General features: G+C 53.8%; 12 protein-coding genes and 11 tRNA genes. 4 read left to right on the plus strand and 19 right to left on the minus strand.

Features of this window, described 5'->3' with window-relative positions; translation table 11 throughout:
• Both NLX71_RS11175 and NLX71_RS11180 read right to left on the minus strand, forming a co-directional pair.
• The gene (locus NLX71_RS11175) at positions 1-300 is read right to left on the minus strand and encodes a hypothetical protein (protein ID WP_254363712.1); all 300 of its coding nucleotides are present in this window, start codon (positions 298-300) and stop codon (positions 1-3) included.
• Between the two features lie 275 nt (positions 301-575).
• Entirely contained in the window at positions 576-1,760 is a 1,185-nt protein-coding gene (locus tag NLX71_RS11180) for a GNAT family N-acetyltransferase (protein WP_254363713.1), read from the minus strand.
• Positions 1,761-1,946: 186 nt separating this feature from the next.
• Between NLX71_RS11180 and NLX71_RS11185 the strand changes: the two genes are divergently transcribed.
• On the plus strand, positions 1,947-2,042 hold the full coding sequence (locus NLX71_RS11185; protein ID WP_254363715.1) for a sporulation protein YjcZ: 96 nt from the start codon (positions 1,947-1,949) through the stop codon (positions 2,040-2,042).
• 48 nt (positions 2,043-2,090) lie between these two features.
• On the opposite strand, the gene NLX71_RS11190 is transcribed toward NLX71_RS11185, so the two are convergent.
• The 5 genes from NLX71_RS11190 to NLX71_RS11210 form a co-directional block, all read right to left on the minus strand.
• Positions 2,091-3,347: a molybdopterin molybdotransferase MoeA gene (locus tag NLX71_RS11190; RefSeq protein ID WP_254363716.1), complete on the minus strand. Its 1,257-nt coding sequence runs from the start codon at positions 3,345-3,347 to the stop codon at positions 2,091-2,093.
• Between the two features lie 3 nt (positions 3,348-3,350).
• Positions 3,351-4,358, minus strand: a complete 1,008-nt coding sequence (gene moaA, locus NLX71_RS11195) for a GTP 3',8-cyclase MoaA (protein WP_254363718.1) — start codon at positions 4,356-4,358, stop codon at positions 3,351-3,353.
• Between the two features lie 99 nt (positions 4,359-4,457).
• Positions 4,458-5,075: a molybdenum cofactor guanylyltransferase gene (gene mobA / locus NLX71_RS11200; protein ID WP_254363719.1), complete on the minus strand. Its 618-nt coding sequence runs from the start codon at positions 5,073-5,075 to the stop codon at positions 4,458-4,460.
• A gap of 187 nt (positions 5,076-5,262) precedes the next feature.
• Entirely contained in the window at positions 5,263-6,069 is an 807-nt protein-coding gene (locus NLX71_RS11205; RefSeq protein WP_254363720.1) for a pyruvate, water dikinase regulatory protein, read from the minus strand.
• 31 nt (positions 6,070-6,100) lie between these two features.
• Positions 6,101-6,769: a helix-turn-helix transcriptional regulator gene (locus tag NLX71_RS11210; RefSeq protein ID WP_254363721.1), complete on the minus strand. Its 669-nt coding sequence runs from the start codon at positions 6,767-6,769 to the stop codon at positions 6,101-6,103.
• 210 nt (positions 6,770-6,979) lie between these two features.
• Between NLX71_RS11210 and glpX the strand changes: the two genes are divergently transcribed.
• The 3 genes from glpX to NLX71_RS11225 all read left to right on the plus strand — a co-directional run bounded on the left by glpX (position 6,980) and on the right by NLX71_RS11225 (position 10,029).
• Positions 6,980-7,951: a class II fructose-bisphosphatase gene (glpX, locus tag NLX71_RS11215; protein ID WP_254363723.1), complete on the plus strand. Its 972-nt coding sequence runs from the start codon at positions 6,980-6,982 to the stop codon at positions 7,949-7,951.
• Positions 7,952-8,028: 77 nt separating this feature from the next.
• Complete coding sequence (locus NLX71_RS11220; RefSeq protein ID WP_254363724.1) at positions 8,029-8,847, plus strand: sulfite exporter TauE/SafE family protein; 819 nt, start codon at positions 8,029-8,031, stop codon at positions 8,845-8,847.
• Positions 8,848-9,150: 303 nt separating this feature from the next.
• The gene (locus NLX71_RS11225) at positions 9,151-10,029 is read left to right on the plus strand and encodes a polysaccharide deacetylase family protein (protein ID WP_254363742.1); all 879 of its coding nucleotides are present in this window, start codon (positions 9,151-9,153) and stop codon (positions 10,027-10,029) included.
• 102 nt (positions 10,030-10,131) lie between these two features.
• Here NLX71_RS11225 and NLX71_RS11230 read toward each other — a convergent pair whose 3' ends face one another.
• From NLX71_RS11230 to NLX71_RS11285, 12 genes are all read right to left on the minus strand, one after another.
• Entirely contained in the window at positions 10,132-10,758 is a 627-nt protein-coding gene (locus NLX71_RS11230) for an SGNH/GDSL hydrolase family protein (RefSeq protein WP_254363725.1), read from the minus strand.
• A gap of 193 nt (positions 10,759-10,951) precedes the next feature.
• Positions 10,952-11,030 (minus strand) — tRNA-Leu (locus tag NLX71_RS11235).
• 3 nt (positions 11,031-11,033) lie between these two features.
• Positions 11,034-11,110: transfer RNA gene (locus tag NLX71_RS11240), tRNA-Arg, on the minus strand.
• A gap of 19 nt (positions 11,111-11,129) precedes the next feature.
• A tRNA-Leu gene (locus NLX71_RS11245) sits at positions 11,130-11,218 on the minus strand.
• Positions 11,219-11,231: 13 nt separating this feature from the next.
• Positions 11,232-11,305: transfer RNA gene (locus NLX71_RS11250), tRNA-Cys, on the minus strand.
• A 3-nt stretch (positions 11,306-11,308) separates the two neighbouring features.
• Positions 11,309-11,383, minus strand: a tRNA-Gly gene (locus tag NLX71_RS11255).
• A 7-nt stretch (positions 11,384-11,390) separates the two neighbouring features.
• Positions 11,391-11,462, minus strand: a tRNA-Gln gene (locus tag NLX71_RS11260).
• 12 nt (positions 11,463-11,474) lie between these two features.
• Positions 11,475-11,550: transfer RNA gene (locus NLX71_RS11265), tRNA-His, on the minus strand.
• Positions 11,551-11,569: 19 nt separating this feature from the next.
• A tRNA-Trp gene (locus NLX71_RS11270) sits at positions 11,570-11,643 on the minus strand.
• A 6-nt stretch (positions 11,644-11,649) separates the two neighbouring features.
• Positions 11,650-11,735: transfer RNA gene (locus NLX71_RS11275), tRNA-Tyr, on the minus strand.
• A 14-nt stretch (positions 11,736-11,749) separates the two neighbouring features.
• Positions 11,750-11,825: transfer RNA gene (locus NLX71_RS11280), tRNA-Thr, on the minus strand.
• A gap of 3 nt (positions 11,826-11,828) precedes the next feature.
• Positions 11,829-11,904 (minus strand) — tRNA-Phe (locus NLX71_RS11285).
• Positions 11,905-12,135: the final 231 nt, after the last annotated feature.

A 12,135-nucleotide genomic window follows, 5' to 3' on the forward strand; every position in this document is an offset into this window, starting at 1 on the left:
TTAATATACCGATTTGTTACGCAGCAGCGAGATGCCGTAGCAGATCAAGCCGATGGCGATCAGGATGGCGAACAGGCCGGACAATTTACCGAAGAGGAACAGGCCGCCAAGGATGATCAGCCCCCACCCGATGATCGTTTTTCCGTTTCTCAGTCCTACGAATCCGAGCCCTACCATTGCCGCCGGGAACAAGTAGCTCATCAAATGGTGTCCGAGCTGAAAGCCAAGCTTGTGGCTCAGGATCAACGCTCCGAAGAAGATCAGGAGGAACGCGAGTCCGGTATGTCGGTTCATTCTCATGGATTGACTCACCGCCTTTCGTTTTTGTTGTCGTCTTGCTTATGTCTTTATTCTAGGTGAATCCGGCATTTCCCAAAACGGACCTGCGGCGGTTTTTGGAACTGGACCTAAGTCCAGTACGGCACCCGGCCTTAGACAAGAGGAGACCCCGCCTTTTGTGCAAGGAATTGCTTGTGCTCGTCCCCGAGGTCTCCTCTCCAAAACAATCGCAACAAAAAAAGCCCGCTTCGAGCGATATCCTCGAAGGGGCCTGCACCCAGCGGGCAGGTAGATGTCTAGAAGAAGTCGAGCATACACGTCTGACGTGCGGGAACGAGCCGCTCCAGCGATTCGCACACCTCCGTCGTGCCCGCTAACCTGCCGATGTCCATCAAAAAGGATGGTCGCTGGTACCCTGTCAACATAGCGGCAAGCGTCTGGATCGTGCAGCTGGCGGTCGGCAGCTCGGGCGAAGCGCTTGCGACAGGCGTTACACGGGCCGTCCCCGACTCGTCCACTTGGAGCAGGAACCAGCCGTTGTTCCATTCCGCCTGCTCGTCTTTTACCTTCAGCTGCAGTGACCCTTTCGCCCCCGACGCGAACGGATACTTGGTCAAAAAGCCCGTCACATCCACAATCCGAGCCATGAAATAAGGTACAATCTCTTGTTTGATCCGGGGATTATCGAGCAGAAACGGCAGCTTATCGTTCGCGGGCGCTTTCATCACCAGCTTGTCCAGCATCGAGTCGTGATCGGCCAAGAAGCGCCATAAGGCCAGGCAAGCCCCGTGGTGCAGATAGATCAGCTCGTGAACTTTAAGGATATTATCCTTTACCTGATAATGTACGTAGCCGGCAGGCTGATTCTGCGCATCATAATATACGGCTACCGTTCCTTCTGTAAAGCTGAAAATGCGGTTCTTCCACCAAGCTTCATTTCGAATAACCGTACCGTTGTACCTGCTGGCGTAAGCTTCGTAGATCCCGTTCAGCAGCTTGACATCATGGCCGATCCGAACGACCCGCCCAGGCTGCGGGCCCAGTTTTGGAATCTTCTGGACGGAGATCTCGTATGATTTATACTCTGTATACGTTTCCCAGCCGTATTTACGGTAGAACGAGAATTGAAAAGGATGAAGGAACGACACCGTCTGGCCTTTCTCCCGCATCACCCGCAGTCCGTGCGACAGCAGCTTGGCCACCAGACCGCCCCGCCGATACTCCGGCCATGTGACGACGCCTGAGATTCCGCCCATGTCGAACGCCTTGCCTTGAATATATGTTTGCAAATCAAGAATGGTCATTTTCGCCGCAAGCGTATCGTCAACATAAGCTCCCCATACCTGGTTCGAATCGAAAAGCTTCTTCCTCTTCTCGACTTTTTCAGGAGTAAGCTCATCTTGAAATGCGAATGCAGACATTTGCAAGCTGTCCATAAAATGTTCATTCGGAATATTGCGAATTTCCAACCGCTGGTTCATAAGTATTCACCCTTTCATGGCTGAAATCGCAGCCGTTATCCGCTCTTGATTCGTAACCGGTACAGTCAGGGTACTGTCTCCTGCCCGCCGACAGTTTTATTTTCGTTCAATAATCGGGCGTACGTCCAATCAGCACCCGGCATTTGTTCATATCATTTAACATGCCTTCTGAAAGGGGGATGTCATATGAGCCACTTTGGCGGATTCGGCTTTACTTCCACAGGTGTTATCCTGGTGCTGTTTATTCTGCTCGTCATCGTTTCCCGTTCATTGTTCATCTAATGTACCGCCCCCCTGTCAGGGACGCTACTCCGGTAGGGGGTCTTTACTTCAATCCCCGATCGTCAAAACTCGCACCAACTCGCCCCGCCGGGCTCCCCGCCCGCCCGCCGGAAGACAAATTAAGCAATCGGTCTCTTTGATGGAAACCATAATGCTGGATTTGTCGCGACCGGCGGGCCTCACGCGGACCGTCCCATGTTCCACGTGCGAAGATCCGCGGACATATCGGGGATACGCCGATCCTTTCCCGTAGTCGGCATCCAGTACCGCTGTCGCTTCGGAGGGCAGCGGGTCGGGCGCCCCTTGCAAGGCGCGCAGGTAGGGGCGTACCAGCAGCTCGAATCCTACATAGCAAGCTCCAGGATTTCCGGACAAAGCGAACAACTGCTTGTCCCGCCACAGACCGACCGACGTCGGACTTCCCGGACGCATCGCGATCTTGTTAAAAAGCAGCTCGCCGTCCCACCGGGCGAACAGCTCGGCCAGCACATCCTTATCCCCTACCGACACGCCTCCGGTCGTTATCCACAGATCCGCCTGCTCCGCAGCGGCCAGCAGTTCCCGTTCCACCCGGTCGGCTTCGTCGGGAAGAAAAGGCATCAGCAGCGGTATTCCGCCTGCCTGCTGTACCTGACAGGCCAGCATATACCCGTTGCTGCCCCGGATTTTACCCGGCGCGAGCGGCGCGTCTACCGGGAGCAGCTCGGAGCCGGTAGAGAAGATCGCTACTCTCGGCCGCTTGTACACCTTCACAAGGCTATGGCCGAAGGTAGCCAGCACGGCCGCTTCCCCCGGTCCGATAGTGCAGCCCTTCCGAAGAAGCTGCTCCCCGGCAGCAGCCTCTTCTCCTACCGGGGTCACATTGTCGCCGGGATTCATCGCTTTGTGAACCGCCACTGTACCCCCAAGGCCGACCTCTTCGTGGACCGAATTGGTCATCTCCAGCATCACAACCGCATCCGCCCCCTCGGGAACGGCAGCGCCGGTCATAATTCTGGCCGTTTGGCCCGGGCCGATCGTCTTCGCCGGAACCGAACCGCAAGGAACCGTTTCCGCTACCTCCAAACAAACCGCCGCCGCAAGGGAAGCTCCTGCCGTATCCGATGCGCGCAATGCATAGCCGTCAACACCCGATCGCCGAAAATGCGGCAGCGGGCTGTTGGCGCAAACATTTTCCGCCAACCGCCTGCCGTAAGCCTCGAATAGCGGCACCTCTTCCGGCTCCTGAAGGCGGACATGCTGGAGTACACGCCGCTGCGCCTCTTCGAGGCTGATGGCCTGCCGACCGAATTTCAAGTCACTCACGCTTTAACCCCCGATCTGCGACATGCGCCGGGAGGTAGGCGTATGGCTCTGCTGCTCGCTCAGAAACACTTTTGCCATCTCATGGCTTTCCGGCTTCACGTCCAGCGCCCGGAAGAACAGCTCAGCCAGCGCCTGATCGTTACCAATATAACGGCGCACGTTGAACTCATCGGACCAGTACAGGCAAGGCTTGATATTGCCGTCCGCCGTAAGACGCAGCCGGTTGCACGTCTCGCAGAAATGGTCGCTGACCGGATGAATCAGCCCGAACGTGCCCGTTGCCCCGGCGATCCGGAAATTTTGCGAAGGCCCGTTTCCCTGAACCGACCGCTCCAGCGCCTCCACCTGCCATCCTATTGTTTCACACCGTTCCAGCACTGTGCCTAACGGAATATATCTCGTTTTCCAGCCGTCGTCGTCGTGTCCGATCGGCATATATTCAATAAAGCGCACGTGCAAACCGCGCTCCAGCGTCAGCTTCAGAAAATCTTCGATTTCGTCGTCGTTCAAACCTTTCATCAGCACGACGTTCAGCTTGATCGGGTCGAGTCCGACCCGGGATGCCGCTTCCAGACTCGCCAGCACGCGCGACAAATCGCCTCCACGCGTAATGAGGGAAAACCGGTCCGCCCGCAAAGAGTCCAGGCTGACATTAATTCTTGTGAGCCCGGCTTCGCGCAGCTTTTCCGCCCGCGAAGCGAAGTGGATCGCATTCGTCGTCAAAGCGATATCTTCAATGCCGTCGATCGCGCTCAACATCCGCACGAGCTGCTCCAGGTTTTTGCGTACGAGCGGCTCGCCCCCGGTCAGCCGCAGCTTGCGAACTCCGTACCCGGCAAGCACCCGCACGACTTCGGCGATCTCATCGAACGTCAAGAGCTTTTCCTCCGGCTCGAACTCCATACCTTCTTCCGGCATACAGTACACGCAGCGCAAATTGCACCGGTCCGTCACGGAAATTCGAAGATAGTCATGAATGCGGCCAAAGCGATCCTTCAATATCTGTGACATCCTGCATGCCCCCGTTCTCGGTTATACCCACCATTATGTCACAAAACAGGCCCGTCTTCCATAAACAAAAAAGCATTCGAGGGAAGGCCTGTAAACCGGCTAAAACCTAAGTCGTTTACCGGTAAGTCTCTCATATTCGTCCGGATCGTTAATATTCCGGATAAATCCCTTTGAAACTCCCTTCCGCTCCAAAAACAATTCGTCCACCACCTGCAAAGTTACTGCATCCAATAGCCCCATCAACCGCAGATCGTTCGCCGCCAACAACCGCTCCACCTCGGGAAGACAGTTCTTGAGATATATGCCGTGCAGCGGATGAAGCCTTCCGTCGATCTTGGCAACCGCAGCATCTGCGCCAACGCTGCTCCGCAGCTCCGAGAGAGCCTTCGCCGCTTCGGCATCAACCCACGGCATATCGCAGCCGACGATCCACAGCTCCTCGTACGACGCCGATTTCATGGCGGCTTGAAAACCGGCAAGCGGCCCCCGTCCCGGCTGCTGGTCGGGAATGATCCGCACCGGAGACTCCCCGGAGAACGCGTGAACGACAGCCTCATACCGTTCCGGCTCCTGCGTCACGATAAGCAGTTCCGTGCACAGGCTTCCAAGCTCGGCCAACTGCCTGGCCAAAAACGTATCGCCTTCGTACATAAGCAGCGCCTTGCTTTGTCCTCCCATCCGTCGATTTTGCCCGCCTGCCAAGATTACGCCTGTCATGGCACGCCTTTGTCCGCCGTACCGCCCCATCGCCTTCAACCCTTCCTTCCGTACATGGACGAAGCTGCTGCGCTCCGTCTCCCATCCCTATATTTTTCGGACCGCCTATTTCGACCCGTCTATCCTATCTTATTTTCGCAAAGGCAAAAAGGGCCCGAACCCGTCGGTTCAAGCCTCTCGTCTGCCATTAATTTAAGTACCCCATAATAATGCCGGCTGTTTCTTCGATTGCTTTATCCGTTACGTTGATCACCAAGCATCCGACCTGTTTCATCAACGCTTGTGCATAGCGGAGCTCTTCATCGATTCGCTCAATCGCGGCGTATTTCGCCCCGAACGGCAAACCGACCGCTTTCAGCCGTTCTGTCCGAATCTTGTACAGCTTGTCTGCGTCCATCGTCAAGCCGACAATCCGATTGCCCGGCACCAGAAACAGCTCTTTGGGCGGTTTGACCTCCGGCACAAGCGGCAGATTGGATACTTTTATCCCTTTATGCGCCAAAAAAATACTTAGCGGTGTCTTCGACGTGCGTGAAACTCCGATCAAGACGAGATTCGCCTTCAGCAGGGAGCTCGTATCGCGTCCGTCGTCGCATTTGACAGCGAACTCGATAGCTTCCACGCGGCGGAAATAATCCTCGTCCAGTTGATGAAGCAAGCCCGGTTTCCGCTTCGGCGCATCACCCCACGTATCGATAAACGCCTGCATCATCGGTCCCATGATATCGACTGCACGGACGCCGAGGCGGACCGCCTCTTCCTTCATCATTTCCCGAAGCTCCGGCTGTACCAGGGTATACGCCACAAATCCGCCGCGTTTTGCCGCCTCTTCCATAATGGTACGGATTTCATCCTCGGTTTTAATATGGCCGATCCGCTTCGTTCTCACCTGGTGGGCGTCAAACTGACGGATCGTCGCTCGAACGACCGCTTCCGCCGTTTCCCCGACGGAATCCGAGCATATCGTGATCTCGTACTGTTGTTCTTCCTTCATCCGGTTTTCTTCTCCTTTGTTCATGAATGCCCTAACGGTCCATCGCCAGATCGACTAAAATATTCGTCATTATCGTTTTTGTCACCCGTCCGACAACGTCCCACCGGGATCTTCCGCTCAACTGAGCGGCTTTAGATTCCACGACGACAGGCAGGCTGTCAACCTGATGATGAATCATCTTCCGCGCCGCATCGATCACGGATTCATCGGGAGAGACATGAATAACGTTCGGCTCGCGGGTCATGACCATGCTGACCGGCATGGAAGCCGCATTCGTATTGCCGAGCGTGAATTTAAGCAAGTCTTTACGGGAAATGACCCCGGATAGGCAATCCTCGTCATCCACGACGATCAGACTGCCGACGTTCTCCATAAACAGCATCACGACCGCGTCGTTCACAGAAGCATTCTCCCGAACGACGACAGGGATCGATTGGACATCCTTTACCTTCATGCCCAGCAGCTTACGGGAAACCAGGGAGCCCGGCGTCATGGCCGAGCCGGGGGTATAGCCCACCTTCGGCTTGGCATCCACAAGCCCGAGCATGACAAGCAGGGCCAGATCCGACCGGAGGGTCGGGCGGCTTAGACCTAACATCTCCGCTATTTGTTCGCCCGTAATGGGCGCGTGTACCTTTACCAATTCTACGATCTGCAGTTGGCGCACAGTCAGTTCGATGACCGGTCCCTCCTCACTCAAAGCAGCCTTTGCGGTTTATCGCTGTGCCACATTCCAATCCAATTGTACCAAAAATAGTCCAAAACTCATAGAACCGTTTTTCACCGACGATCTCAATCGAAATATAACGTACTACTCAATTTATATCAAGTGTTTATTGCGTATTATTTATTTATTAATTATACTATATATATTGAAACGTGACCATTTATTTTATAGGGGGCTGAACTGGTGGAAAGGGAATTGGCACTTGAGATCGTCCGGGTAACGGAGCTTGCGGCGCTGTCCGCGGCAAGGTGGATGGGCCGAGGCGAAAAGATTCAAGCCGACGGTGCGGCGACGACTGCCATGCGTGCCATGTTCGATTCCGTTTCCGTCCGCGGGACCGTCGTCATCGGAGAAGGAGAAATGGACGAAGCACCGATGCTGTATATCGGTGAACAAGTAGGCAACGGGCAAGGTCCTGAAGTGGACGTGGCCGTCGACCCGCTCGAAGGCACGGAATTGGTTGCCAAAGGATTGAACAATGCGCTGGCCGTCATCGCCATTGCCAACAAAGGCAATCTGCTTCACGCGCCGGATATGTATATGGAAAAACTGGCTGTCGGACCTGCACTCGCCGGCAAGCTCAGCTTGACAGACCCGCTCGAAACGACGCTACAACGGGCCGCCGACATTTTGGATAAACCGCTGAGCAATCTTACGATCATGATTCTTGACCGCGACAGGCACCGTAAGCAGATCGAGACCCTTCGCCGGGTCGGTGTACGGATCAAGTTTCTTAGCGACGGCGATGTCGCAGGGGCTATGGCTCCCGCTTTATCCGAATCCGGCATTGACATGTATGTAGGCTCTGGCGGCGCACCAGAGGGCGTGCTGGCGGCCGCGGCGCTGCAATGTCTGGGTGGAGAGCTGCAAGGAAAGCTGCTGCCTTCCAATCAGGAAGAATACGACCGCTGCATCGCCATGGGACTTACCGACCCGCACAAAGTTTTAACAATGGAAGATATGATCGGCCGGGATGACGTTATTTTCGCCGCAACGGGCATTACCCCCGGTGAATTTTTAAACGGCGTCCGCTATTTGCCTGACCTCCGGGCAGAGACGCATTCGATTGTCATGCGGGCAAAAACAAAAACGATCCGGTTCATTCAATCGATTCATTACTTGCCTAATAAAAATATTCTAAACGATATCGGATAACCCGGGTATTGACCTATTTTCTTCCTGTGTTAAGATTACCATGAAGTAACTACTCGACACGGAAGAAGGTTTAAGCAATGAGTATTTTATTTTATACCGCTGTCGGGCTGATCGCTGCCACCTTCGGGAGCCTGGTCGGTCTCGGCGGCGGTATTATTATTGTACCCGCTCTCGTTTATTTAGGCCCTGTGTTCGTTGGAGAGACGATTTCGGTATCGACGGCGGTAGGCACTTCGCTGGCCGTCCTGATCTTCACGGCATTGTCTTCAACCCTTACCTTCGTTAAGCAGAAAAAAGTCGATTTCAAAAGCGGCTGGCTCTTGTTCATCACATGCGGTCCGGGAGCCATGCTCGGCTCGTATACTACCCAATTTGTCAACGCCAAATCGTTTCAACTCAGCTTCGGCCTCTTCATGCTGCTAATGGCCATATTGCTCATGCTGCGCGACTACTTGAAGCCGTTGAACGTGAAGTGGCATATTCAGCGCACGTATACGGACGGCAATGGAAATACATATCATTACGGTTACAGCGTACTGCCCGCCTTGATCATCGGACTATTGGTCGGATTCATTTCAGGTCTATTCGGAATTGGCGGCGGCTCTCTATTCGTTCCGGCTATGGTGCTGCTTTTTCGGTATCCTCCCCATGTGGCGACAGCGACCTCGATGTTCGTAATTCTGCTGTCATCCCTTATGGGCAGCTTCACGCATTTTAGCTTAGGAGAAGTGAACCTGTGGATGGTGTTGGGCTTGGCACCCAGTGCCATTGTCGGAGGCTGGCTCGGCGCGAAAATCGCCAGTCGGCTGAGCGGCAAAAAGCTGCTTTGGGTATTGCGAATCACCTTTGTTATTGTATCTATCAAAATGATCTGGGAAGGCTTGGTCCTGACCTGATTTCGTTAGCTTCATACTATTCTCCGCGCGATCGTAACATCATGTACATGAGCGGATAATTTATCTCTCCTTATCCCAAACTAAGGGAACGCAACCTGTTGCCCAAAGGAGAACAAGCCCATGAAAAAGCGGACGCCCGCGGCTTTTTTACTATTATCTATATATCGATTCAAAAGGCTGTCTTTGTCGAGTCTTATCTTCTGCTTAGCTCTAACCGCATGTACGCCTGCCGCAAATTCGCCGCAAGCTATGCCCCCGGGGAACGGGCCTACCGAAGCTGCGCCTCAGAACACGGCTAAAGCAATGGAGACGGGCACTGGCAGCCCGCTATCTCTGGCCGGGCCTCCGGCCCCTCCGACCGTGAGGCAGGTCCCGTCTCCTTCTGCGCCGCCTACTCCTGCACCGGCACCTGCTCCCACACCAGCCGTAGTTCCGCCAGCGGAGGCTAAGACGCGGAAGCAGCCCAAATCCAAACCGCACCCAGCCAAAGCGTCAAAAGAAACATCCGGGCAAAGCCAACGGCTCTCTTTATCCCAGCTTGTACGCAAATATCCGGAGCTACTGCTGCTGCGGGGGTCAGCCGCCTCCGGGCAAGTCGCCTTAACTTTTGACGATGCCCCCGACACGACATTTACGCCGCAGGTATTGGATGTTTTGAAAAAATATCAGGTTCGCGCCACGTTCTTCTTAGTCGGCGCCCAAGCCGAGAAGCATCCGGAAATGGTTAAGCGAATTGTTCGTGAAGGCCATGTAATCGGCAATCATTCATACAGCCACAAACTGTTTACCAAACTATCCGACGATCTGTTCCAGTCGCAGGTGCTTCAAACGCAGCAGGCCTTAAAGCGGCTGATCGGATATCCCCCCCGCTTGCTGCGGCCGCCCTATGGCGAGATTAGCGAAAGCCAACTGCTGTGGGCGTCGGAACACGGTTACCGCATTGTGAACTGGAATGTCGATTCACTTGATTGGAAGCAGCTTGGGCAAGAAAAAGTAATTTCGAACATTCTCACTAACGTCAAGCCGGGTTCCATCATTCTACAGCATTCCGGCGGCGGGCCGGGGCAAGACTTAAACGGCACCGTCCAAGCACTCCCGACCGTAATCCAGACTTTAAAATCCCGCAATCTGAAGATGGTTACCTTGCCTGAGCTTTTGCATGTATCCAAGCAATTGGATTGAATTATCGCCTTCAACAATCAGAACGTGTCAACCTAAAAAGGGACGCCCCTCGCACCGGTAGAAGGGCATCCCTTGGTTATTATTTGTATCAGCAACGTTGCTTTAGGCTTGCACAGCTTCCAGCCAAGCGTTGGCAATAAGCGCGTGACCTGCCGGGGAAGGATGTACGCCATCAGGTGCCCAATAGGCGGACGGTGCTTTGACACTTGCCGCCGCGAACAACCCGTCTAACGGCACGTACAGCGTTTCAAATTCCCGTGCGAGCTCGCGAATGGCGTTAATTTTCGGGTCCAAATCCTCTCTCCATCGTTTCCGGTCTTCTGGCACCGGCAGCACAAATGGTTCGACTAAAATTAGCTTTGCATCAAGCGTCTCCTTGGTACGAACAATCAGATCACGGTAACCTTCCGCAAACGCTTCCACCGAAGTCGGGTCGTTGCGATCATAACGCCGCCATGTATCGTTTATTCCGACATAGATCGAAACCCATGTCGGTTTCAAGTCGAGACAATCTTCCTGCCAGCGCTGCTGCAAATCCTTTACCCGGTTGCCACTGATTCCGCGGTTGATGAAATGGACTTGTTTCTCCGGATATTTGCTGGCGAATAACGCAGAAGCGATGAGAGCGTAGCCCCGTCCTAAATCCGCCCCGTTCTCCCTGTTTCTTCCGCAATCCGTAATGCTATCTCCTTGAAACAAGACAACCGCTCCATCTTCGATCTTTATCATGACCCTGTTCCTCCAACATTAGGATATAGTGCTTCTTTTTGTACCATACTAAAAGTTGCCGGATTTGTATATCGCAATGTGAAGAATCTATAAAAGATATTAAGGTTACATAAATATTTCCCCAGAGCATGAACAAGTTCCATACAAAGAAAATAAGCCTTAAAGATCAAAAAAGATCTTTAAGGCTTATTTATACCGATGAGAGGACTCGAACCTCCACCCTTTCGGACTCGATTTTGAGTCGAGCGCGTCTGCCATTCCGCCACATCGGCAAGTGGCGTGCCCTAAGAGATTCGAACTCCTGACCTTTTGATTCGTAGTCAAACGCTCTATCCAGCTGAGCTAAGGGCACACATTTTAAATTGTTGGAGTGGTGCCGAAGACCAGACTTGAACTGGTACGGTAGTCACCTACCGCAGGATTTTAAGTCCTGTGCGTCTGCCGATTCCGCCACTCCGGCGAAGAAATAAAATTGGAGGCGCCACCCAGATTCGAACTGGGGGTAAAGCTTTTGCAGAGCTCTGCCTTACCACTTGGCTATGGCGCCATATGGAGCGGAAGACGGGATTCGAACCCGCGACCCTCGCCTTGGCAAGGCGATGCTCTACCCCTGAGCCACTTCCGCATATAAACTGGGGATCTAGGATTCGAACCTAGGCATGACGGAGTCAAAGTCCGTTGCCTTACCGCTTGGCTAATCCCCAATACATGTGTTATGGGGCGATCGAAGGGAATCGAACCCTCGAATGTCGGAGCCACAATCCGATGCGTTAACCACTTCGCCACGACCGCCACAGTATGAATATATTTTTGGCAGGGGCAGCAGGAATTGAACCCACACTAACGGTTTTGGAGACCGCTGTTCTACCTTTAAACTATGCCCCTATGAACTGGTGGAGGCTGATGGATTCGAACCACCGAACTCGTCAGAGAACAGATTTACAGTCTGCTGCGTTTGGCCACTTCGCTAAGCCTCCATATGAAACTGCAGTGGTGCCGCCGAGAGGACTTGAACCCCCAACCTACTGATTACAAGTCAGTTGCTCTACCAATTGAGCTACAGCGGCGAATGGTGGCTCGGGACGGAATCGAACCGCCGACACGAGGATTTTCAGTCCTCTGCTCTACCGACTGAGCTACCGAGCCATATTTCTTTATTGTATCTCATTTCATGCAAATTGTAAATCATGGCGGAGCCGACGGGATACTCTCCGTTTCACTCCGAGACTGCATAGTAACGCTATCGAAGCAATACTCCGACGAACCCAATGGGTTCTCATCCCTACAGGGAAGATAATTTATGGCGGAGCCGACGGGATTCGAACCCGCGGTCTCCTGCGTGACAGGCAGGCATGTTAGGCCTCTACACCACGGCTC

This window comes from Paenibacillus sp. MZ04-78.2 (assembly GCF_024213375.1).
GTDB lineage: Bacteria > Bacillota > Bacilli > Paenibacillales > NBRC-103111 > Paenibacillus_G.

What these genes read in the sequence shown, in the direction of transcription:
- moaA (WP_254363718.1), bottom strand. Translation starts at nt 4,358, where the DNA reads ATGTCACAGATATTGAAGGATCGCTTTGGCCGCATTCATGACTATCTT.
- NLX71_RS11175 (WP_254363712.1), bottom strand. Translation starts at nt 300, where the DNA reads ATGAGAATGAACCGACATACCGGACTCGCGTTCCTCCTGATCTTCTTC.
- NLX71_RS11230 (WP_254363725.1), bottom strand. Translation starts at nt 10,758, where the DNA reads ATGATAAAGATCGAAGATGGAGCGGTTGTCTTGTTTCAAGGAGATAGC.
- NLX71_RS11180 (WP_254363713.1), bottom strand. Translation starts at nt 1,760, where the DNA reads ATGAACCAGCGGTTGGAAATTCGCAATATTCCGAATGAACATTTTATG.
- NLX71_RS11185 (WP_254363715.1), top strand. Translation starts at nt 1,947, where the DNA reads ATGAGCCACTTTGGCGGATTCGGCTTTACTTCCACAGGTGTTATCCTG.
- NLX71_RS11220 (WP_254363724.1), top strand. Translation starts at nt 8,029, where the DNA reads ATGAGTATTTTATTTTATACCGCTGTCGGGCTGATCGCTGCCACCTTC.
- NLX71_RS11205 (WP_254363720.1), bottom strand. Translation starts at nt 6,069, where the DNA reads ATGAAGGAAGAACAACAGTACGAGATCACGATATGCTCGGATTCCGTC.
- mobA (WP_254363719.1), bottom strand. Translation starts at nt 5,075, where the DNA reads ATGACAGGCGTAATCTTGGCAGGCGGGCAAAATCGACGGATGGGAGGA.
- NLX71_RS11225 (WP_254363742.1), top strand. Translation starts at nt 9,151, where the DNA reads ATGGAGACGGGCACTGGCAGCCCGCTATCTCTGGCCGGGCCTCCGGCC.